This is a genomic window from Nioella sp. MMSF_3534 (assembly GCF_030732985.1).
Classification (GTDB): domain Bacteria; phylum Pseudomonadota; class Alphaproteobacteria; order Rhodobacterales; family Rhodobacteraceae; genus Nioella.
On the sequence record NZ_JASHJX010000006.1, the window covers coordinates 60610 to 81131 of the forward strand.

24 protein-coding genes are annotated in these 20522 nt (G+C 64.3%); 11 read left to right on the forward strand and 13 right to left on the reverse strand.

Annotated elements, in window-relative coordinates; translation table 11 throughout:
• Positions 1-39: 39 nt before the first annotated feature.
• Positions 40-1437 (forward strand): uracil-xanthine permease family protein, encoded by a 1398-nt coding sequence (locus tag RBB16_RS04115; RefSeq protein ID WP_071690517.1) that lies wholly within the window; start codon positions 40-42, stop codon positions 1435-1437.
• Positions 1438-1555: 118 nt separating this feature from the next.
• On the opposite strand, the gene RBB16_RS04120 is transcribed toward RBB16_RS04115, so the two are convergent.
• The 4 genes from RBB16_RS04120 to RBB16_RS04135 form a co-directional block, all read right to left on the reverse strand.
• On the reverse strand, positions 1556-2377 hold the full coding sequence (locus RBB16_RS04120; RefSeq protein WP_306044944.1) for a bifunctional allantoicase/(S)-ureidoglycine aminohydrolase: 822 nt from the start codon (positions 2375-2377) through the stop codon (positions 1556-1558).
• Positions 2378-2510: 133 nt separating this feature from the next.
• A complete protein-coding gene (ureG, locus tag RBB16_RS04125; RefSeq protein WP_306045007.1) occupies positions 2511-3146 on the reverse strand; it encodes an urease accessory protein UreG in 636 nt (211 codons plus the stop codon).
• A complete protein-coding gene (locus tag RBB16_RS04130) occupies positions 3140-3784 on the reverse strand; it encodes an urease accessory protein UreF (protein WP_306045008.1) in 645 nt (214 codons plus the stop codon). The genes ureG and RBB16_RS04130 overlap by 7 nt, the downstream gene beginning before the upstream one ends.
• Positions 3785-3788: 4 nt before the next feature.
• Complete coding sequence (locus tag RBB16_RS04135; RefSeq protein ID WP_306044945.1) at positions 3789-4244, reverse strand: urease accessory protein UreE; 456 nt, start codon at positions 4242-4244, stop codon at positions 3789-3791.
• A gap of 80 nt (positions 4245-4324) precedes the next feature.
• On the opposite strand from RBB16_RS04135, the gene RBB16_RS04140 reads away from it, so the two are divergent.
• Positions 4325-4654: a hypothetical protein gene (locus RBB16_RS04140; protein ID WP_306044946.1), complete on the forward strand. Its 330-nt coding sequence runs from the start codon at positions 4325-4327 to the stop codon at positions 4652-4654.
• A 12-nt stretch (positions 4655-4666) separates the two neighbouring features.
• Here RBB16_RS04140 and ureC read toward each other — a convergent pair whose 3' ends face one another.
• The 7 genes from ureC to RBB16_RS04175 form a co-directional block, all read right to left on the reverse strand.
• A complete protein-coding gene (gene ureC / locus RBB16_RS04145) occupies positions 4667-6379 on the reverse strand; it encodes an urease subunit alpha (RefSeq protein ID WP_306044947.1) in 1713 nt (570 codons plus the stop codon).
• Between the two features lie 26 nt (positions 6380-6405).
• Positions 6406-6801: a carboxymuconolactone decarboxylase family protein gene (locus tag RBB16_RS04150; protein WP_306044948.1), complete on the reverse strand. Its 396-nt coding sequence runs from the start codon at positions 6799-6801 to the stop codon at positions 6406-6408.
• Positions 6801-7106, reverse strand: coding sequence for an urease subunit beta (locus RBB16_RS04155; protein WP_306044949.1), 306 nt, complete (start codon positions 7104-7106; stop codon positions 6801-6803). Before RBB16_RS04155 ends, RBB16_RS04150 begins: the two co-directional genes overlap by 1 nt.
• Positions 7103-7267 (reverse strand): hypothetical protein, encoded by a 165-nt coding sequence (locus RBB16_RS04160; RefSeq protein ID WP_164744581.1) that lies wholly within the window; start codon positions 7265-7267, stop codon positions 7103-7105. The genes RBB16_RS04155 and RBB16_RS04160 overlap by 4 nt, the downstream gene beginning before the upstream one ends.
• A gap of 12 nt (positions 7268-7279) precedes the next feature.
• Positions 7280-7582 carry an urease subunit gamma gene (locus tag RBB16_RS04165; RefSeq protein ID WP_306044950.1) on the reverse strand — a complete coding sequence of 101 codons (303 nt, stop codon included), beginning with the start codon at positions 7580-7582 and terminating at the stop codon, positions 7280-7282.
• Between the two features lies 1 nt (position 7583).
• Entirely contained in the window at positions 7584-8480 is an 897-nt protein-coding gene (locus RBB16_RS04170; protein WP_306044951.1) for an urease accessory protein UreD, read from the reverse strand.
• An 88-nt stretch (positions 8481-8568) separates the two neighbouring features.
• The gene (locus RBB16_RS04175; RefSeq protein WP_306044952.1) at positions 8569-9435 is read right to left on the reverse strand and encodes a MurR/RpiR family transcriptional regulator; all 867 of its coding nucleotides are present in this window, start codon (positions 9433-9435) and stop codon (positions 8569-8571) included.
• A gap of 153 nt (positions 9436-9588) precedes the next feature.
• Between RBB16_RS04175 and RBB16_RS04180 the strand changes: the two genes are divergently transcribed.
• The 9 genes from RBB16_RS04180 to RBB16_RS04220 all read left to right on the forward strand — a co-directional run bounded on the left by RBB16_RS04180 (position 9589) and on the right by RBB16_RS04220 (position 18636).
• Positions 9589-10380: an N-formylglutamate amidohydrolase gene (locus RBB16_RS04180; protein ID WP_306044953.1), complete on the forward strand. Its 792-nt coding sequence runs from the start codon at positions 9589-9591 to the stop codon at positions 10378-10380.
• Positions 10373-10969 (forward strand): TRAP transporter small permease subunit, encoded by a 597-nt coding sequence (locus RBB16_RS04185; protein WP_071690506.1) that lies wholly within the window; start codon positions 10373-10375, stop codon positions 10967-10969. Before RBB16_RS04180 ends, RBB16_RS04185 begins: the two co-directional genes overlap by 8 nt.
• Positions 10969-12291: a TRAP transporter large permease subunit gene (locus RBB16_RS04190; RefSeq protein ID WP_306044954.1), complete on the forward strand. Its 1323-nt coding sequence runs from the start codon at positions 10969-10971 to the stop codon at positions 12289-12291. The genes RBB16_RS04185 and RBB16_RS04190 overlap by 1 nt, the downstream gene beginning before the upstream one ends.
• A gap of 48 nt (positions 12292-12339) precedes the next feature.
• Positions 12340-13374: a TRAP transporter substrate-binding protein gene (locus RBB16_RS04195; RefSeq protein WP_071690504.1), complete on the forward strand. Its 1035-nt coding sequence runs from the start codon at positions 12340-12342 to the stop codon at positions 13372-13374.
• Between the two features lie 63 nt (positions 13375-13437).
• Positions 13438-14799 carry a glutamine synthetase family protein gene (locus RBB16_RS04200; RefSeq protein ID WP_306044955.1) on the forward strand — a complete coding sequence of 454 codons (1362 nt, stop codon included), beginning with the start codon at positions 13438-13440 and terminating at the stop codon, positions 14797-14799.
• A 4-nt stretch (positions 14800-14803) separates the two neighbouring features.
• Positions 14804-15208, forward strand: coding sequence for an SgcJ/EcaC family oxidoreductase (locus tag RBB16_RS04205; protein WP_306044956.1), 405 nt, complete (start codon positions 14804-14806; stop codon positions 15206-15208).
• A complete protein-coding gene (locus RBB16_RS04210) occupies positions 15205-16584 on the forward strand; it encodes an aldehyde dehydrogenase family protein (protein WP_306044958.1) in 1380 nt (459 codons plus the stop codon). Before RBB16_RS04205 ends, RBB16_RS04210 begins: the two co-directional genes overlap by 4 nt.
• A complete protein-coding gene (locus RBB16_RS04215) occupies positions 16581-17726 on the forward strand; it encodes an iron-containing alcohol dehydrogenase (protein WP_306044959.1) in 1146 nt (381 codons plus the stop codon). Before RBB16_RS04210 ends, RBB16_RS04215 begins: the two co-directional genes overlap by 4 nt.
• 82 nt (positions 17727-17808) lie before the next feature.
• On the forward strand, positions 17809-18636 hold the full coding sequence (locus RBB16_RS04220) for an alpha/beta hydrolase (RefSeq protein WP_306044960.1): 828 nt from the start codon (positions 17809-17811) through the stop codon (positions 18634-18636).
• Between the two features lie 108 nt (positions 18637-18744).
• Here RBB16_RS04220 and modC read toward each other — a convergent pair whose 3' ends face one another.
• Both modC and modB read right to left on the reverse strand, forming a co-directional pair.
• Positions 18745-19830, reverse strand: coding sequence for a molybdenum ABC transporter ATP-binding protein (gene modC / locus RBB16_RS04225; RefSeq protein ID WP_306044961.1), 1086 nt, complete (start codon positions 19828-19830; stop codon positions 18745-18747).
• Entirely contained in the window at positions 19827-20519 is a 693-nt protein-coding gene (modB, locus tag RBB16_RS04230; RefSeq protein WP_306044962.1) for a molybdate ABC transporter permease subunit, read from the reverse strand. The genes modC and modB overlap by 4 nt, the downstream gene beginning before the upstream one ends.
• Between the last annotated feature and the right edge of the window lie 3 nt (positions 20520-20522).

The window sequence follows — 20522 nt, forward strand, 5'->3', positions numbered from 1 at the left end:
CGGGATTTTCGGCACCATCAAACAATAGGGAAACGAGAGATGGCTGACACGTCAATCGGGACCGCAGAACAACTGCGCGATCCCAACTACACACCGCCGCTGGCCAAGGCTGTGCCACTCGGCATCCAGCATGTGCTGGCGATGTTCGTCTCGAACGTCACACCGGCAATTATCGTCTGCGGCGCGGCCGGGTTCGGGTTCGGCTCGAACTCGCCCGACTTCCCGCAGATGATCTACATGATCCAGATGTCGATGTTCTTTGCGGGCGTCGCGACACTGATCCAGACGATCGGGATCGGCCCCATGGGTGCGCGGCTGCCAATCGTGCAGGGCACGTCCTTTGCCTTCATCCCGATCATGATCCCGCTGGTCGCGGGCCAGGGCGTCGATGCGATTGCCGTGCTGATGGGCGGCATTCTTGTGGGTGGCCTCTTCCATGCCTGCCTTGGCCTCTTCATCGGCAAGATCCGCTTTGCCCTGCCGCCGCTGGTGACCGGTCTTGTCGTCACCATGATCGGTCTGGCACTGGTCAAGGTCGGTATCCAGTATGCCGCGGGCGGCGTGCCCGCCATCGGGACCGAAGAATACGGGTCGCTTCAGAACTGGACGGTTGCGGGCGTGGTGATCCTCGTCACCCTCGGGCTCAAGTTCTTCACCCGTGGCATGCTGTCCGTGTCTGCGGTGCTGCTCGGGCTGATCGCTGGCTATGTCGTGGCCATGGCCATGGGAATGGTCAACTTCAGCGGCATCGGCCGCGCAGCCAGCTTCGCGCTGCCCAACCCGCTGCATTTCGGGCTGGAATTCAGCGTCGCCGCCATTGTCGGATTCTGCCTGATGAGCTTTGTTTCAGCGGTCGAAACCGTGGGCGACGTCAGCGGCATCACCAAGGGGGGCGCGGGCCGCGAGGCGACCGATACCGAGATCCAGGGCGCAACCTTCGCGGACGGGATCGGCACGGCTGTCTCCGGCCTCTTTGGCGCGCTGCCCAACACCTCGTTCAGCCAGAATGTGGGTCTCATCGCCATGACCGGCGTGATGAGCCGCCACGTGGTGACCATCGGGGCGATCTTCCTGATTGCCTGTGGCCTGGTGCCCAAGATCGGTGCCGCCATATCAACGGTGCCGATCGAAGTGCTTGGCGGCGGCGTGATCGTCATGTTCGGCATGGTGGTCGCGGCCGGGGTCTCGATGCTGTCGGACGTGAACTGGAACCGCCGCAACATGGTGATCTTCGCAATCGCCCTGTCGCTCGGGCTTGGCCTGCAACTGGAACCCGGTGCGCTGCAGTACCTGCCGCCCACGCTGAAGGTTCTGGCCACCTCCGGCATCCTGCCAGCGGCCCTGATCGCCATCGTGCTGAACCTGGTTCTTCCGCAGGAACTGGCCGCTGAGGCAACCGAGGAAGTCTCGGGCGGCATGTCCGGCCACGGTCGGTAAGCCAAGCTGCACATCGCAGACGTGAAAGGGCCGCGCCTAACCACAGGCGCGGCCCAATTTTCTTGCAAGAAAATTCAAAAGGATCTTGGAAGATCCTTCCCCCGCCCCATGTGAGACGTCAGAGCACCGCGTGCCGGTTCACATCCTTGTAGAGCAGGTAACGGAACGGCCCCGGACCGCCAGCGTAACAAGCCTGAGGGCAAAACGCGCGCAGCCACATGAAATCGCCCGCCTCGACCTCGACCCAGTCCCGGTTCAGCCGGTAGGCACCCTTGCCTTCCAGCACGTAAAGCCCGTGTTCCATCACGTGGGTTTCCAGGAAGGGAATGACCGCCCCGGCTTGCAGCGTCACGATGGTGACGTGCATGTCATGGCGCAGATCGTCATGATCCATGAAGCGCGTCGTGGCCCAGGCTCCGTCCGTGTCCGGCATGACATTGGGCGCTATCGCCGCCTCGTTCGCCACTACGAACGGGTCCGGCAGCCCCAGCCCATCCACCGGCTGGTAGGCCTTGCGTATCCAGTGGAACCGGGCCGGCACCCCTGCCATGGCCCGCAGGCGCCACTCGGTACCGGCAGGAACAAAGGCAAATCCGCCGGCACCGATCTCGTAATCCGTCCCGGCAATGGTGATCGCCAGATGACCTTCCATGACGAAAATGGCGGCCTCTGCGCGGGGGTCCGTCTCGGGCCGGTCGCTGCCACCGCCTGGCTGGACCTCGGCAATATATTGCGAGAAGGTCTCGGAAAACCCGGACATGGGACGAGCGATCACCCAAAAGCGCGACTGTTCCCAGAACGGCAATTGCGAGGTGACGATGTCAGAGAAGCAACCGCGCGGGATGACCGCGTAGGCCTCGGTGAACACGGCCCGATCCGTCAGCAATTGCGTTTGCGGCGGCAAGCCGCCCGTGGGGGCATGGTAGGTGCGGGGGGGCATTCTGGGCAGGCTCCGATCAGGACAGTCAGATCCCATCAAACCCGAAGCCCGGCCCCCGCACCACAGTCAAATGCGCCCTGTCTTGGCTGAAGGTATCCGTGGCAGAAGCTGATAATCCGCCTCTTGACCCCGGTCAGGCCCCGGCGGCGTTCCGCATAGGCAGCCCGCCGATCCGCGCAATCTGATCGACGACCCCGTCCACCCCCTTGCGATGTTTGAGCTGCGCGAAGAGGAAAGGCCGCCCGGCCCGCATCCGGGTGGCGTCACGGTCCATCACGTCAAGGCGCGCCCCCACGTAAGGCGCCAGATCGGTCTTGTTGATGATCAGAAGGTCCGACTTCGTGATCGCGGGCCCGCCCTTGCGCGGGATCTCCTCTCCGGCCGCCACGTCGATGACGTATAGCGTGATATCCGCCAGTTCCGGGCTGAACGTGGCCGACAGGTTGTCGCCCCCGCTTTCGATCAGCACCACGTCGAGATCGGGAATGCGCGCGGTCAGCTCGGCGATGGCGGCAAGGTTGATCGAGGCATCCTCGCGGATCGCGGTATGCGGGCAGCCGCCGGTTTCGACGCCCATGATCCGTTCCTGCGGCAGGACCTGCAGGCGCATCAGTGCCTCGGCGTCCTCCTGCGTGTAGATGTCGTTGGTGATCGCGGCGATGGACCAGCGATCTCGCATCGCCTCGCACAGGGCCGCAGTGAGCGTGGTCTTGCCAGCGCCGACGGGGCCGCCGATGCCGACGCGAAGGGGGCCGTTCATGCTCATGATCTGAATATCCTCGAATACAGGGTTTCATGGCGCATCGATGCGATATCGGCCAGGAAGGCACAGCTGCCGATATCGTCGAGCGTGTCTTGCAGGGCCTCGGCGGCGATCGCGGAGCAAAGCCGCGACAGCCGCGCCAGTGCCGCCTGCCCCTCGGTCTGGCCAAGCGGCACGATGCGGATCGCGGCGGAGGTCAGGTTCGCGGCGAAGGCATGCAGGTAGAGCGTGGCGACGGTTGCCGGCGCGAAGCCCATCAGCCGCGCCGCCCGCCCTACGGCGACGGGATAGGTCAGAACCGGCAGATCCCCGCCCCAGATCGCGCGGGTGGTCTGCGCGAAGGACTGGCCCTGCTGCACGGTTTCCAGAAGCCGTTCCCTCGACGGGGCCAGCGCGCGGGCAAGCGCGTCGATCCGCACCAACGCCGGGGCGTCGGCGTCATGGGCCGCCCGCAGCAGGGTGATATCGGTGCGCGGACTGCCGAGGGTCAGCACCTCGCCGATCCACCGCTCGGCGCTGGCCGCATCGCTGACGCGCCCCTCGGCAACGGCCTGTTCCAGCCCATGGGAATAGGCGAAGGCCCCGACCGGGTAGGCAGGCGAAAACCATTGCATGAGCGTCAGAAGGGTCGCGGCGTCGGTCATCGGGTCAGTGGGCGTGGCCGTGATCATGGCCGTGGGTGCGCCCGTGGCCATAGGCGCCCCCTTCGGGGGTGAAGGGTTCGAGAACCTCGCGCGTCGTAGCCCCGAGCCGCGCCAGCATGTCGGCGATCACGTGATCGGGCTGGATCAGCAGCCGCCCGGCCTCGATCTGGCAGGGGGTGTGGCGATTGCCCACGTGCCACGCGATGCGGGCCAGATCGGGCGCTGTGATCTCCAGCAGCGGCTCGGGCGCGGCCTCGATGGCGATCTCGCCCTCGGGCGTCACCAGCACCCCGCCATGATCGAGCGAGGTCGTCTTGGGCAGGTCCACCAGCAGCGCCCGGCCATCGGTCAGGCTCAGCACCTTGCGGCGCAGGAACCGCCCCTCGTAATCCAGCCGGACGGTGCCGACGGGCGTTGCATGGGCATGGCCGTGATAGGCGGTGGCGGTGAGGTCGGTCATGGTTGGAACTCCGAAAAAGCAGGGCGCAAGGCCCGCGGGCGGTTAACCGGGCGTTCATCTTCGCGTGACAGGATGCCCGCATGAACAGAAGCCACCCGACACCGCGCGACCTCGCCGATGCGCTTGGCGCGGTCCGCGAAGACATCAAGGCGCTGAAGCAGCGCGAGGCGGAGCTGCGCGCCGCCCTGCTCGATGCGCGCAACAACGGCCCGGTCGCGGGCAGCCGTTTTGTCGTGACGGTCCGTGAAAGCAGCCGGCGCAGCATCGACATGAACGCCCTGCCCGACGCCATTCACCGCGACGACAGGTATTGGAAAACCAGCACGACGCGGACGGTCGTCACCAAGCCCCTTCCGCGACCGGGGCCGGTCCCGCAGGAGGAGGACATCGAACTGATCGAACCCTGGTAACATCCGCGCGCCTCAGAACAGGAAATACCGCTGCGCCATCGGCAGCACCTCGGCGGGCTGGCAGGTCAGCAACTCGCCATCCGCGCGCACCTCGTAGGTTTCGGGATGCACTTCGACCTGCGGCAGCGCATCGTTCAGCCGAAGGTCGCGCTTGCCGATGCCGCGCGTATTGACCACCGGCAGCGTATCCTTGGCCAGCCCGAGCGTCCGACCGATCCCGTCCTCCTGCGCGGCGGCGGAGACGAAGGTCACGGCAGAGCGTTCAACCGACCGGCCATAGGCCCCGAACATGGGCCGCGTATAGACCGGTTGCGGCGTGGGGATCGAGGCGTTCGGGTCCCCCATCTGCGCCACGGCGATGGTGCCCCCAAGAAGAACCATCTCGGGCTTCACGCCGAAAAACGCGGGCGACCACAGCACCAGATCAGCGCGCTTGCCTTCCTCGATGCTGCCCACATGGGCGCTGATCCCGTGGGCGATCGCCGGGTTGATCGTGTATTTCGCCACGTAGCGGCGGACGCGGAAATTGTCGTTCTGACCGGTCTCATCCGCCAGCCGCCCGCGCTGTTTCCTCATCTTGTCGGCGGTCTGCCAGGTGCGGATCACGACCTCGCCCACCCGGCCCATGGCCTGACTGTCCGAGGCGATGATCGAAAACGCCCCCATGTCGTGCAGGATATCCTCGGCGGCGATGGTTTCGCGCCGGATGCGGCTTTCGGCGAAGGCCACATCCTCGGGGATCGACTTGTCGAGGTGGTGACAGACCATGAGCATGTCCAGATGCTCTTCCAGCGTGTTCACCGTGAAGGGCCGCGTCGGATTGGTCGAGGAGGGCAGCACGTGCTCCTCGCCACAGATCTTGATGATATCAGGCGCATGGCCGCCGCCCGCGCCCTCGGTGTGGAAGGCGTGGATCGTGCGGCCCTTCATGGCCTTCACGGTGTTTTCCACGAAGCCCGACTCGTTCAGCGTGTCGGTGTGGATCATCACCTGCACATCCATGGCGTCCGCAACCGACAGGCAGCAGTCGATGGCACCCGGCGTCGTGCCCCAGTCCTCGTGCAGCTTCAGGCAGGACGCGCCCGCAAGCACCTGTTCCTCCAGCGCGGCGGGCAGCGAGGCGTTGCCCTTCCCCGCAAAGGCAAGGTTCATCGGGAAGGCATCGGCGGCCTGCAGCATCCGCCCGATATGCCACGGCCCCGGCGTGCAGGTGGTGGCGAGCGTGCCATGCGCGGGTCCGGTGCCGCCGCCGATCATGGTGGTCAGGCCCGAATGCAGCGCATCCTCGATCTGCTGCGGGCAGATGAAGTGGATGTGGCTGTCGATGCCCCCCGCCGTCAGGATGCGCCCCTCGCCCGCGATGACCTCGGTCCCCGGGCCGACAACGATGGTCACCCCCGGCTGCGTGTCGGGGTTGCCCGCCTTGCCGATCTTGTGGATGCGCCCGTCCTTCAGGCCCACATCGGCCTTGTAGATCCCGGTCCAGTCCACGATCAGCGCGTTGGTGATCACGGTATCGACCGCGCCCTCGGCCCGCGTCGCCTGCCCCTGCCCCATGCCGTCGCGGATCACCTTGCCGCCGCCGAACTTGACCTCTTCGCCATAGGGGCCGGTCAGGTCGCGTTCGACCTCGATGATCAGGTCGGTATCGGCCAGCCGCAGCCGGTCGCCCGTGGTGGGGCCGAACATGGCGGCATGGTCGCGGCGGGATAGGGTGGCGGGCATCGGAGGCTCCTGGTTTGGGCCGGTCGTTATGCGCGGAACGCCTCGTCCACGGGCACCTGCAGCATGTTGGCCAGCGCATTCGTGCTGCTGGCCATGGCCACGACCGACATCAGTTCATTGTACATCTCGGACGTCATCCCCTTGGCGCGGGCCGAGGCCGCGTGGGAATGACAGCAATATTCGCAGGCATTGGCGGCCGAGACGGCGATATAGATCATCTCTTTCACCAGCGGGTCCAGCGCGCCGGGGCCCATGACGGGCTTCAACCCTTCCCACGTCGCCTTCAGCTGCGCCGGGTTATGGGCCAGCGCGCGCCAGAAGTTGTTGACGTACTCCGTGCCGCGCGTGGCGCGGATATCGGCAAAGACCGCCGCCGCTTCGGGCGTCAGCTGATCGTCGGTCAGAAGGGGTAGTGTTGCCATCAGAGCTCTCCCATCACCTGTTGGTTGAAGCCGAAGACGCGGCGTGCGCCCCCGATGGGGATGAGATTGACCTCGCGCCGCTGTCCCGGTTCGAAGCGTACGGCGGTGCCCGCGGCAATGTCGAGCCTGTGCCCGCGCGCGGCGGTGCGGTCGAACTCGAGCGCACTGTTGGCCTCGGCGAAATGGTAGTGGCTGCCCACCTGCACGGGCCGGTCGCCGGTGTTGGCCACCATAAGCGTGATCGCCTCGCGCCCCTCGTTCAGAACCAGATCGCCCTCGGCGGGAAACAGCTCTCCGGGGATCATCGGCGGACCCGGCCGATCAGGTAGCCGCCCGCCAACCCCGCCGCCAGCAAAAGCGCGCCCGCGAACCATCCGTTGGCCTCATGCGGGTGCAGGTGGCCGCCCTCATGGGCCTGCGCGGCAGTGGCGAGGATCAGTCCAAGACCCGGCAACAGGTATTTCATCGGTGACTCCTTTCAGCGAATGGGGTTGTGAACGGTGACGAGCTTCGTGCCGTCGGGGAAGGTGGCCTCGACCTGCACTTCGTGGATCATCTCGGGGATGCCCTCCATGCACTGGTCGCGGGTGATCACCTGGGCGCCCGCCTCCATCATGTCGGCGACGCTGCGCCCGTCGCGCGCGCCCTCGACCACCGCGTCGGTGATCAGGGCGATGGCCTCGGGGTGGTTCAGCTTGACGCCGCGCGCCAGCCGCTTGCGGGCAATCTCGGCAGCCATGGCGATCAGCAGCTTGTCCTTTTCGCGGGGGGTCAGGTTCATGTCACAACATCCATGTTCGGGGCAGGTCCGCCCGGTGCAAAAGGGAGATGACAGGGATCAGGCTGGCGCGCAGGGCGAAGCTGTCTTCGGCCAGAATGCGGATGAACAGCAGATCGGGGCGGATCAGGCTTGCACCACCGGTTTCCGGCAGCAGATCGCGGACATCGCCCAAAAACGCCTCGGCCCCCGGCGCGGCGAAGATCACCGTTGCCAGTGCCGTCGCGCCGTGACCGATGGCATGGCCCTGCATCAGCCCGCACACATCGCCGGTCAACCGGGTGGCATCGGTGAAGAGACGCGCGCCACCACGGAAAATCTCGATCCGGTCAGACAGGCGAATGTCGTGCAGCACCTCACCCATGGCACGGCGACCGAAGACCAGCGGTTCCACGACCAGAAGGCTGGCGTCTTTGGCCATGGTCACCGACAGACGCCGGCGCAGGCTGCTTCGGTCAAACAGGATGGTTTCCTGCGGCAGCCAGTCGATGCGTCCGCCCGCGCCGATGGTCAGGCGCGCGTCCACATGTCCGGTTTCCCCCGGCTGCGCCCGGTAGATGCGTTCGGCGGCCTGCGTGGTCAGGGTCAGGCGCGCGGCGGGCTCTGCGTCGGCCTCGACGGTGAAGCAGTCACCGCCCGTCACCCCGCCCGAGGTGTTCAGCAGCACCGCCTGCGGCCAGCCCGGCGTCTGTCGCGGGAACAGCACGCGCATCGACCCGGATTGCCGCAATCCGCGCAATCCTGACGGCCCGACGGTCAATCGTGCCGCGCCGATTGCCCTTGGCTGGCTTGCGACCCCGGACAGGTCATGCGCTGAGAGCGGCTTGTTGATGGGAGCCTCCGTCGGGTTGTCCGACACCAGAGGTGCCCCCGATGTCGCCAGAGTCGGAAGGCCGAGCATAAAATCCGGGCGTTCCCCCATACATGGATGCTGAATGGTCGGGCAGTCCAGCCGTGAATGCCCAAAATCCGGGCATCGGGCAGACGGATCAGGTGAACTTGCGAAACAGCCGGGTCATATCGAAAAGCTCGTCCAGACGGTCATAGCGGTCCTTTGTATCGGGCCAGCTTTTTTCCTGAGTGGCAGCGATCAGCGCCTCGACCAGCATCATGGTGGCGATGTTGGAATCCCAGGCCGACGGGATTTCCACCCAGCAATTGAACACCTGCCCCGCCACCTTGGCCACGGGCGAAGCCCATTGATCGGTGATCAGGATGATGTTCACCCCGCGCGGGGCCACCAGATCGGCCAGCCGTTCCAGATTGGTTTCATAGCGGCGCACGTCGAACATCAGCAGCGTGTCGCCTTCGACCATGTCCAGCACGTAATGCGGCCAGGTGGCAGAGGACGATGTCATATGGGTGACGCGCGGTCGAATCGCCTGGAAATGGGTGAAGGAATAGTCGGCCAAAGCCCGCGTGATGCGCCCGCCGACCACGTAAAGCCGCCCGGATGTATCGGACAGCCGTTCAACCGCCTGATCGAACTTCGCGGTGTCGATATTCTCGAAGGTCTGCCCGATATTCTGCTGCACCGCCTCGGCGAACCGGTTCAGCATATGGGTATCCGGCGCCGCCGCCGCCCATGTGGCCCGGCGCTGTGTAGGGCCGGATGCCCGCGCCTCAAGCTCCTTCAACAGAGCCTGATGAAACTGCGGATATCCTTTGAACCCAAGCTTTTGCACCATCCGCGCCACTGTCGGCGTGGAGACGCCCGCATTGGCGGCAACGGCAGTGATCGAGGCCAAACCGGCGGAAGGATAGTTTTCCAACAGCGCATTGGCGAATTTGCGCTCTGACTGGGTCAGCAGGGAATAGTGTTCGCGGATCAGCTCCCGGACGGTCGTTGCGGCCATGAAGTCCCTCCACCAGACAGGTTCTGCCGAAATCCCGGGCAGGTTGGCTGCAGTTCTTAGCAGTTGGCGCAGCCCGGTCCAAGCGCTCTGGAAATATATTGACAGAAACGACGCACAAGGAAACAATATTTACAGAACAGGGACGGAATCGGCATGTCTGCGGCACTCGACATGACAGAGAGCGATGCGGTTGAGGTGATCAATCGCGGGGGCAAAGGCCCCGTCGTCTTGCTGTGCGAACATGCCTCGCATCACATTCCCGCCCGCTATGACGGCCTTGGGCTGGCCCCACAGGACCGGCATAGCCATGCCGCGTGGGACCCCGGCGCGCTTGGCGTCGCGCGGGAATTGTCCAACCTGTTGGATGCGCCTCTCGTGGCCAGCCGCGTGTCGCGCCTTGTCTACGATTGCAACCGCCCGCCCGAGGCCGCCAGCGCCATGCCCGCCCGGTCCGAAGCCATAGACGTGCCTGGAAATCATGGCCTTTCAGCCGATCAACGGGCCGAGCGGGAAGCCACGGTCTACCGCCCTTTCTGCGATGCGGTCGGGGCGGTTCTGGACGGTCGCCGGGTCAGCCAGTCTCCCACTGCGCTGGTGACCGTCCACAGCTTCACCCCGGTGTTTCACGGACGCACCCGTGCGGTTGAGATCGGCATTCTGCACGACACCGACAGCCGCGTTGCCAATGCGATGCTGGACCGTGCCACCGCTTTGCCGCACCGGCGCGTTGACCGCAATGAACCCTACGGCCCCGCCGATGGCGTCACCCATTCCCTGCGCCTGCACGGGATCGACCGGGATCTGCCGAATGTGATGATCGAGATTCGCAACGACCTGCTGGCGAATGAGGCCGATCAGGCCGCGCTTGCCCGTGAAATCCACCTGCTTCTGGTCCCCGCGCTGGCGGCTTTGGGCCTGACCGACCGGGAGGCCGGGAATGCCTAGGGTCATCCTCGCCTATATCCGCGCCATCGACCGGATGAACCGTTTCATCGGGCGCATCGCGATGTACCTGATCTTCGTCCTGATCGGCATTCTGCTGTGGAGCTCGATTTCCAAGACCTTCTTCAACCCGGCGCAATGGACGCTGGAAACCGCGCAATTCGTGATGGTGGCCTATTACATCCTTGGCGGTCCCTATTCGATCCAACTGGGGTCGAATGTGCGGATGGACCTGTTCTACGGCAACTGGAGCCCGCGCACCAAAGCCTGGGTCGATGCCTTCACCGTGTTGTTCCTGATGTACTACCTCGTCGTGCTGTTCATCGGCGCGGTCAGTTCCACCGCCTATGCGCTTGGCTATTTCGGGATGGAGCCCTTCACCTTCTTCCGCGATCTGGCCTGGGCGTTCCTGACCGGCGGGTTCAGCGGCGCGGCAGAGGAAATCGGCTTTCTCGAACGCAGCCCCACGGCGTGGCGTCCCATCCTGTGGCCCATCAAGGTCACGCTTTGCATCGGTGTCTTCCTCATGATCCTTCAGGCCTCGGCTGAATTCTTCCGCGATATCGGCCGCATTCGCGGGGAGGATCTGTGATGTCCTATGAACTCATCGCCATCATGATGTTCAGCTCGATGATGCTGATGCTGTTCACCGGGCAGCGCGTCTTCGGGGCCATCGGCTTTGTTGCGGCTTTGTCGGGCGTGCTGCTTTGGGGTGTGGGCGGCATCGAGATCCCCTTCGCCAACGCGATGAAGCTGATGCGGTGGTATCCGCTGCTGACGCTGCCGATGTTCATCTTCATGGGCTACATCCTGTCGGAATCGAAGATCGCCGACGATCTTTACAAGATGTTCCATGTCTGGATGGGGCCTGTCCGGGGCGGTCTGGCCATCGGCACGATCGGGCTGATGGTGCTGATCTCTGCCATGAACGGGCTGTCGGTCGCGGGCATGGCCATCGGGGCCACCATCGCGCTGCCGGAACTGCTGCGCCGGGGTTATGACAAGATCATGGTGACAGGGGTCATTCAGGCCGGGTCGTCGCTCGGTATCCTCGTGCCGCCTTCGGTCGTGCTGGTCCTATACGCGATGATCGCGCGCCAGCCGGTGGGCCAGCTGTGGCTGGCGGGCGTGTTGCCGGGTCTGATGATGGCGGCGATGTTCATCATCTACATCTATATCCGCTGCCGCATTCAGCCGAACCTAGGCCCCGTCCTGCCGGAAGAGGAACGCAACGTTCCCATGGCCGAGAAACTGCGCCTGCTGCGCGCGGGGCTGCTGCCCTTGGTGATCTTCGCGACGATGATGATCCCCTTCGTCAATGGCTGGACATCGCTGGTGGAAAGCTCTGCCATAGGGGCGCTGACGGCCTTCGTGGCCGCCGTGCTGAAGGGGCGGATGACGAAAGAGGTGTTCGAGACCTCGGTGCGCAATACGCTTGGCATTTCCTGCATGTTCATGTGGATCATCCTGGCCGCACTTGGCTTTGGCGCGATCTTCGACGGGCTTGGCGCGGTGAACGCGATTGAGAGCCTCTTCACCGAACAATGGGGACTGTCGCCTTGGATGATCCTCATCCTGATGCAGCTTTCCTTCATCGTGATGGGCACGTTTCTGGATGACACCGCGATGCTGGTGATCGTTGCGCCGCTTTACGTGCCGCTGGTCGATGAGCTTGGCTTCAACCTGATCTGGTACGGCGTGCTCTATACGATCACCACGCAGATCGCCTATATGACGCCACCCTTCGGCTATAACCTCTTCCTGATGCGCGCCATGGCCCCGCCCGAGATCGGCCTGCGCGACATCTACCGATCCATCATTCCCTTCGCGCTCGTGATGGTGCTGGCCCTGACGCTGGTCATGGTCTTCCCGCAGATCGCGCTGTGGCTGCCAGACTATGTCTACAACCGATAGCAAACAGACCCCGCGAACCGGGGCACCCCATCAACAAGGAGAAGTGACATGACGACAAGACGTAAGTTCCTGCAAACCGCAGGTGTCGGCGCGGCGGCGGCCGGGCTGGCAACGCCTGCCATCGCTCAGAACACCATCACCTGGCGGATGCAGACCTATGCCGGTGCGGCGCTGGCCGAGCATGTGATCACCCCGGCGATCAACATGTTCAACCAGATTGCCGGCGACCGGATGCAGATCGAGCTGTTCTATGCCGATCAGCTGGTGCCCACGGGTGAGCTGTTCCGCGCCATGCAGCGCGGCACGATCGACGCGGTGCAGTCGGACGACGACTCCATGGCCTCGCCCACGGAAGTGACGGTGTTCGGTGGCTACTTCCCCTTCGCCTCGCGCTACTCGCTCGACGTGCCGGTGCTGTTCAACCAGTACGGGCTGAACGAGATCTGGGACGAAGCCTATTCGGCGGTTGGTGTGAAACACATTTCCGCCGGTGCCTGGGACCCCTGCCATTTCGCCACCGTCGACCCGATCCGCAGCCTCGCCGATCTTCAGGGCAAGCGGGTCTTCACCTTCCCGACCGCGGGCCGCTTCCTCAGCCAGTTCGGCGTTGTGCCGGTGACCCTGCCCTGGGAAGATATCGAGGTGGCTGTTCAAACCGGCGAACTGGACGGCATCGCCTGGTCGGGCATCACCGAGGATTACACCGTCGGGTGGGCCAACGTGACCAACTACTTCCTAACCAACAACATCTCTGGCGCATGGGCCGGATCGTTCTTTGCCAATATGGATCGCTGGAACGAACTGCCCGAAGACCTGCAGACCCTGTTCCGCGTCTGCTGTGACCAGTCGCACTACTACCGCCAGTGGTGGTACTGGGGCGGTGAGGCCGCGCTGCGCGTCCACGGGACCGAGATGGAACTGACCTCTATCCCCGATGAGGAATGGGCCCAGGTCGAAGCTGCTGCACAGGACTTCTGGGAAGAAATCGCAGCCGAGTCGGAAACGAAACGGCGTGTGGTGGAAATCTTCCGGCAGTATAACGCCGATATGCAGGCCGCTGGCCGGCCCTATCGCTACACCTGATCAAACGCTTGCCTCGGCCCGCCACCGGGCCGGGGCATCCCCACTGCCTTACAGGAACACACCATGTCCGCCATCCTGAGTTTCGATGCCCTGAAAGACCAAGTTGCAAACGGTTCGGTCGACACCGTTCTTGTCTGCGCGGTCGATATGCAGGGCCGCCTGATGGGCAAGCGCTTCCATGCCGTGAACTTCGTCGAAAGCGCGTGGAAGGAAACCCATTGCTGCAACTACCTGCTGGCCACCGATCTGGAAATGGCAACGCCCGATGGCTACGCCTCGACCAGCTGGCGCGCGGGCTATGGCGACTATGTGATGAAGCCGGACCTGACCACGCTGCGCCCGGTTCCGTGGCTTGAGGGAACCGTCATGGTGCTGTGCGATCTGCTCGATCACCACACCCATGAGGACGTGCCGCACTCGCCCCGGGCGATCCTGAAGAAACAGGTCAAGCGGCTGGAGGCCATGGGCTATGACGCCATGATGGCGACCGAGATCGAGTTCTTCCTCTTCGAGAAGAGCTTTGACGAGATCCGCAAATCGGGCTTCCGCGACATGCAGCCGATCAGCGGCTATAACGAGGATTACCACATCTTCCAGACCACCAAGGAAGAACACGTGATGCGGCCGATCCGCAATCACCTCTATGCTGCGGGCATCCCGGTGGAAAATTCGAAAGGTGAGGCCGAAACCGGCCAGGAAGAGCTGAACATCCGCTATTCCGCGGCGCTCGACACCGCCGACAACCACACCATCGCCAAGAATGCGGTGAAGGAAATCGCCTGGCAAAACGGCCATGCGGTGACGTTCCTGCCCAAGTGGCATCACGACAAGGTGGGCAGTTCCAGCCATGTGCACCAGTCGCTGTGGAAGGACGGCGCGCCGGTCTTCTACGATGAAACCGACCCGCTCGGCATGTCGGCGCTGATGAAAAGCTACATGGCCGGGCTGATCAAATATGCCAGCGACTACACGTGTTTCCTGGCCCCCTATATCAACAGCTACAAGCGCTTCCAGAAGGGCAGCTTCGCGCCCACCCGCACCGTCTGGTCGGTGGACAACCGCACTGCGGGCTTCCGCCTGTGCGGCGATGGCAGCAAGGCCGTGCGCGTGGAATGCCGCATCGGCGGGTCCGACATGAATCCCTATCTGGCCATGGCCGCGATGCTGGCCGCTGGCATCAAGGGCATCGAGGACAAGCTGGAGCTTGAGGCCCCCTTCAAGGGCGACGCCTATGAGGGCAATGTGGGCCATATCCCCGGCACCCTGCGCGACGCGGCAGAGACGCTGCGCAATTCAGCCATGCTGCGCGAGGCCATGGGCGATTGGGTGGTCGACCACTACACCCGCGCCGCCGAGGTGGAGATCGAGGATTTCGACCGCGTGGTGACCGATTACGAGGTCGCGCGCGGGTTCGAGCGGGCCTGATCGCATGTCGGCCCGCGCCCTGCTGCAAGAGGTACTCGACAGCTATCTGCAAGCCTACACGGCCCACGATGCTGCGGGCTGTGCCGCGGCCTACACGCGCGACGGGCAGATCTTTTCACCCTACGGGCCGCCGGTCACGGGGACCGCCGCCATTGTCGCAACCCATGAGGCATGGTTTTCCGAAGGAGAGACCGACAAGAAGATGACCATCCTGGAGGCGCGGGTTGATGGCGATATTGCGTTCTGTTCGCTGATCTATTCCGCGCATGTCCCGGTCGAGGGCGGCAATACCGAGCGCGTCTTTGGTTCCAGCCTTAACACCTTTCTCCGGCAGCCCGATGGCCACTGGAAAATTCGCCACACCAGCCTCAATGAGCTTGAGGATGACCAGACAGGAATCTCCGAATGAGTGTTCTGAAGTGTATTTCACCCATTGACGGATCGGTGTTCGCCGAACGCACAACCCTAGAAGCCGGGGCTGCCCGTGCGCTTGTGGACCGTGCCCGCGCGGCGCAGGCGGATTGGGCCGCCCGGCCTCTGTCCGAGCGTGCTGAACTGGTCATGGCCGGTGTCGCTGCCGTGGGTGCCATGAATGACGAGATCGTGCCGGAACTGGCCCATATGATGGGCCGCCCGGTGCGCTATGGCGGCGAATTCGGCGGCTTCAACGAACGCGCCAGCCACATGGCCGCGATTGCCGAGGAGGCGCTGACCGATATCGCCGTGGGAGAGGACGCCACCTTCAAGCGCTACATCAGGCGGGTGCCGCATGGCGTCGTCTTCGTCGTGGCGCCGTGGAACTACCCCTACATGACCGCCATCAACACGGTCGCGCCTGCCCTGATCGCGGGCAACACGGTGGTGCTGAAACATGCCACGCAAACGCTGCTGGTTGGCGAACGCATGGCCCGCGCTTTCCAGTCTGCGGGCGTGCCGGAGGATGTGTTCATGAACGTCTTCCTTGACCATGACACGACATCCGCGCTGATCGCTGACAGAGCCTTCGACTTCGTCAACTTCACCGGGTCTGTCGGGGGCGGCCAGGCCATGGAACGGGCAGCGGCGGGGACGTTTACCGGCCTTGGGCTGGAGCTTGGTGGCAAGGACCCCGGCTATGTGATGGAAGACGCGGATCTGGACGCCGCCGTCGCCACGCTGATTGACGGGGCGATGTTCAATTCCGGCCAGTGCTGCTGCGGGATCGAGCGGATTTACGTCCACGAAAGCCTGTTCGACGCCTTCGTCGAAAAATCCGTGGCGCTGGTCAACACCTACAGGCTCGGCAATCCGCTGGACCCGGAAACCACGCTTGGCCCCATGGCCAGCACCCGCTTTGCCGACGAGGTGCGCGCGCAGGTGGCCGAGGCCGTCGCGGCAGGCGCAACCGCCCATATCCCCACCTTCGCCGAGGATGACGGCGGTGCCTACCTGACCCCGCAAATCTTGACCAATGTCACCCATGACATGCGCGTCATGCGCGATGAAAGCTTCGGCCCCGTCGTCGGCATCATGCCCGTAATAGACGACGAAGAGGCCATCGCCCTGATGAATGACAGCGAGTTCGGCCTGACCGCCAGTCTCTGGACCGCCGATATCGACCGGGCCATGGCCGTGGGCGACCGGGTGGAAACAGGCACCGTCTTCCTCAACCGCGCCGACTATCTCGACCCGGGCCTGTGCTGGACCGGCTGCAAGAACACCGGGCGCGGCGGTGGCCTGTCGGTCATCGGCTACCACAACCTGACGCGTCCCAAATCCTACCATCTCAAGAAGGTGACCAAATGAGTCTCACCGGAAACTGGTCCTACCCGACCGCGATCAAATTCGGCGCAGGCCGCATTGCAGAACTGCCCGAGGCCTGCGCCCAAACCGGCATGAAACGCCCGCTTCTGGTCACCGACCGGGGCCTGCGCGATCTGCCGATCACCACGGCGGCGTTGGATATCATGGAAGCCGCCGGGCTAGGCCGCGCGATCTTCGCCGATGTGGACCCGAACCCGAACGAGATGAACCTCGCAGCGGGCCTGGAGGTCTACAAGGCGGGCGGGCATGACGGGGTCATCGCCTTCGGCGGCGGCTCGGGGCTCGACCTTGGCAAGATGGTCGCCTTCATGTCCGGCCAGACCCGGCCCGTCTGGGATTACGAGGATATCGGCGACTGGTGGACGCGGGCAGACCCCGATGGCATTGCACCGATCATCGCCGTTCCCACGACGGCTGGCACAGGGTCCGAGGTGGGGCGCGCCAGCGTCATCACCAATTCCGTGACCCATGTGAAGAAGATCATCTTCCACCCCAAAGTGCTGCCTTCTGTCGTCATCGCCGACCCGGAACTGACCGTCGGTATGCCTCAGGCGATCACGGCAGGTACCGGGCTTGATGCCTTCGCCCATTGCGTGGAGGCATTCAGCAGCCCGCATTACCACCCGATGAGCCAGGGGATCGCGCTGGAAGGCATGCGGCTGGTGAAGGAGTTCCTACCGCGCGCCTACGCCATCGGCACCGATATCGAGGCCCGCGCCCAGATGATGAGCGCCGCCGCCATGGGCGCGACTGCCTTCCAGAAGGGTCTTGGCGCGATCCATGCGCTGAGCCACCCCATTGGCGCGGTCTACGGCACCCATCACGGCACCACCAACGCCGTCTGCATGCCCGCCGTCCTGCGCCTCAATGCGCCCGCCATCGAGCAACGCTTCGACCGCGCCGCCGCCTATCTGGGCATCGAGGGCGGGTTTGCCGGGTTCCAGACCTTCGTGCAGGCGTTCAACGACAGCCTCGGCATACCGCACAGTCTGTCCGAGATGGGCGTCGGTCGCGACCGCATCGACGAGCTGACCGCCATGGCGCTGGAAGATCCGTCCTGCGGCGGCAATCCGGTCACGTTGACGGCAGAGAACGTCAAAGCGCTGTTCGAAGAGATCATCTGAGCGGCAGTTTTCCCGTTTGATCATTCCCCCGAGGCGGGTCTACTCTGCGCCTCGGGTTTTTTGCGACCATAGGACAGCAGATATGAACAGCGCAGCACCAGAGAGCGGAATCGACTGGGAAGACGCCTTCACCAACGCCGATCACATTCCCGGCGGCGACGGCTTTCCGGCGATCTGGGAACAGCGCGCCCATGCCTTCCGCGACAGCTGGCCCCATGCGGAAACCGATATCGCCTATGGGGACGCCGCGCGCGAACGGTTCGATCTGTTCCGCCCGGATGGGCTGACCAGAGGCCTCGTCGTCTTTGTCCATGGCGGCTACTGGATGCGGATGCACAAGGGACTGTATTCCGACCTGGCCGCCGGTCCGCTTGCCCATGGATGGGCCGTGGCGATGCCGAGTTATACGCTGGCCCCCGAGACCAGGATCGCGGGCATCACACGCCAGATCGGCGCGGCTATCAGCAAGGCTGCCACGATGGTCGACGGGCCGATCCGGTTGGCCGGGCATTCCGCTGGCGGGCATCTGGTGACACGGATGATCTGCGAAGGCGGACCATTGCCCACGTCGGTCAGCGACCGTATCGATCGCGTTGTCTCGATCAGCGGCGTCCACGATCTGCGCCCCGTGCGCCTGCATTCGATGAACGAAACACTGCAGATTGATGGGCATGAGGCCAAGAGCGAAAGCCCTGTGCTGCTCGACCCTCTGCCCGGCAAATCCGTGACCTGCTGGACCGGCGCATTGGAACGTCCGGAGTTCCTGCGCCAGTCGCAGATCCTGGCAGAAGCCTGGGCCGAAAAGACGAACCTCTCTCCCGCGGTCTACGATCCCGGCCGTCACCATTTCGATGTCATCGACGGGTTGAAACAGGCAGACCACCCCCTGACACAATCGCTGCTTGGCTGAGCGGGCGCGGAAAAATCTTCCAGAAGATTTTTCTCGCAGACCATGAAGACTTTTCCAGAAAAGTCTTCCTACCTTCGCCGCAAGATTTTTCCGGAAAAATCTTGCTGGCTAAAGCGCGCCGACATCTTCAGGCGCTATGGCCACCGTCTTGATCACCGCATGGCAGGACGTTCCCGGCACCAGCGAAAGCGATGCGACTGACCTGCGGGTGACCCTTGCCAGCACCACCCCTGCGGCAGTGTCGAGCGACAGGATAGCGCCGGGCCCGTCGCCTGCCCGGATATCCCGCACGGTCCCCGGCAGGATGTTCAACGCCGACAGCCCCTCTGGCCTTACGCGCGACAAAATCACGTCATGCGCCGCGATGCGAATGCGGACCGCATGGCCCGGCGGTTGCGGAATGCGCGGCAGAAACAGCGGACATCCCCCGGCATCAAGCTGTGTCAACCCGTCGTCATGATGGGCAACCACCCTAGCCATCAGCAGTGCCCCGGCGGATCGCGCCCCGAGCGGGGTAACGGCAGGATCGGACAGCACCTCGGCCGCGGCCCCCTGCCGGATCACCCGCCCGTTTTCAAGCGCCACCACCGTTGTCGCCAGACGCGCCACCTCGGCAGCCGAATGACTGACATAGAGGATCGGAATTTCAACCTCGTCGCGCAACCGTTCCAGAAAGGGCAGGATCTCGGCCTTGCGTGCCTCGTCGAGGGCAGCAAGCGGTTCATCCGCCACGATCAGCCGTGGCGCGGACAACAAGGCCCGACCGATTGCCACCCGCTGCTTTTCACCGCCTGACAGCGCTCCGGGGCGACGGGTCAGCAGGTTCCCGATCCCAAGAAGATCGACCACATGCGCCAAGTCCTCGATCCGTGCGCCCTTGGGGGCGAACCAGCGGCCATAGGCCAGGTTCTGGCGCACGGTCAGATGTGGAAACAGCCGTCCCTCCTGAAAGACATAGCCGATCCGGCGCCTGTTCGGCGCCACCCACAGGCCCCGGTCGCTATCCATCAGCACCTGATCCGCGGCCACAATCCGCCCCCGGTCTGGCCGAAGCAGCCCCGCCACCGCGTTGGCGATCGTGGTCTTGCCGGACCCGGACCGCCCGAACAGCACCGTTATGCCGGGCGGAGCGTCGAACTCCGCGTCCAGCAGAAACCCCGGCAAAGCGTGGCGAAGGGAGACCGACAGGGTCATGTGCCGGACACCCTTGCGGCAATCTTCCGCGCGATGACTTCCGAAACAAGCAGCGCGGTCATGGCCACGGCGACCGAGACCAGCACAAGCCGCATCGCCGCGTCTTCACCGCCCGGCACTTGCAGGAAGGCATAGATTGCGGAGGGCACGGTGCGGGTCTGGCCGGGGATGTTGGACACGAAAGTAATCGTCGCGCCGAATTCCCCCATGGCCTTGGCAAAGGCCAGGATCGCGCCCGCGATGATGCCGGGCAGGATCATCGGCAAGGTCACGGTGGCAAAGACCCAAAGGCGAGAGGCCCCGAGCGTGGCGGCCGCCTGTTCCAGCTTGGGATCGACGGCTTCGATCGACAGGCGAATGGCGCGCACCATCAGCGGAAAGGCCATGACGGCGGCAGCCAGCGCCGCACCGGTCCAGCGGAAGGCCAGGACAATGCCTATGTCTTGCAGAACCGACCCGACAGGCCCGCGCGTCCCGAAGGTCAGGAGCAACAGGTAACCGGTGACCACGGGCGGCAGGATCAGCGGCAGGTGTACCAGTCCGTTGACCAAACCATGCCCCGGAAACCTCCAGCGCGCCAGCGCATAGGCGGTAAAGATGCCAAGCGGCAGGCTGGCCAGCGTCGCCCAAAGCGACACGCGCAGCGACAGGGCCACCGCTTGCCATTCTTCCGGTCCCAGCCAGTCCACCGG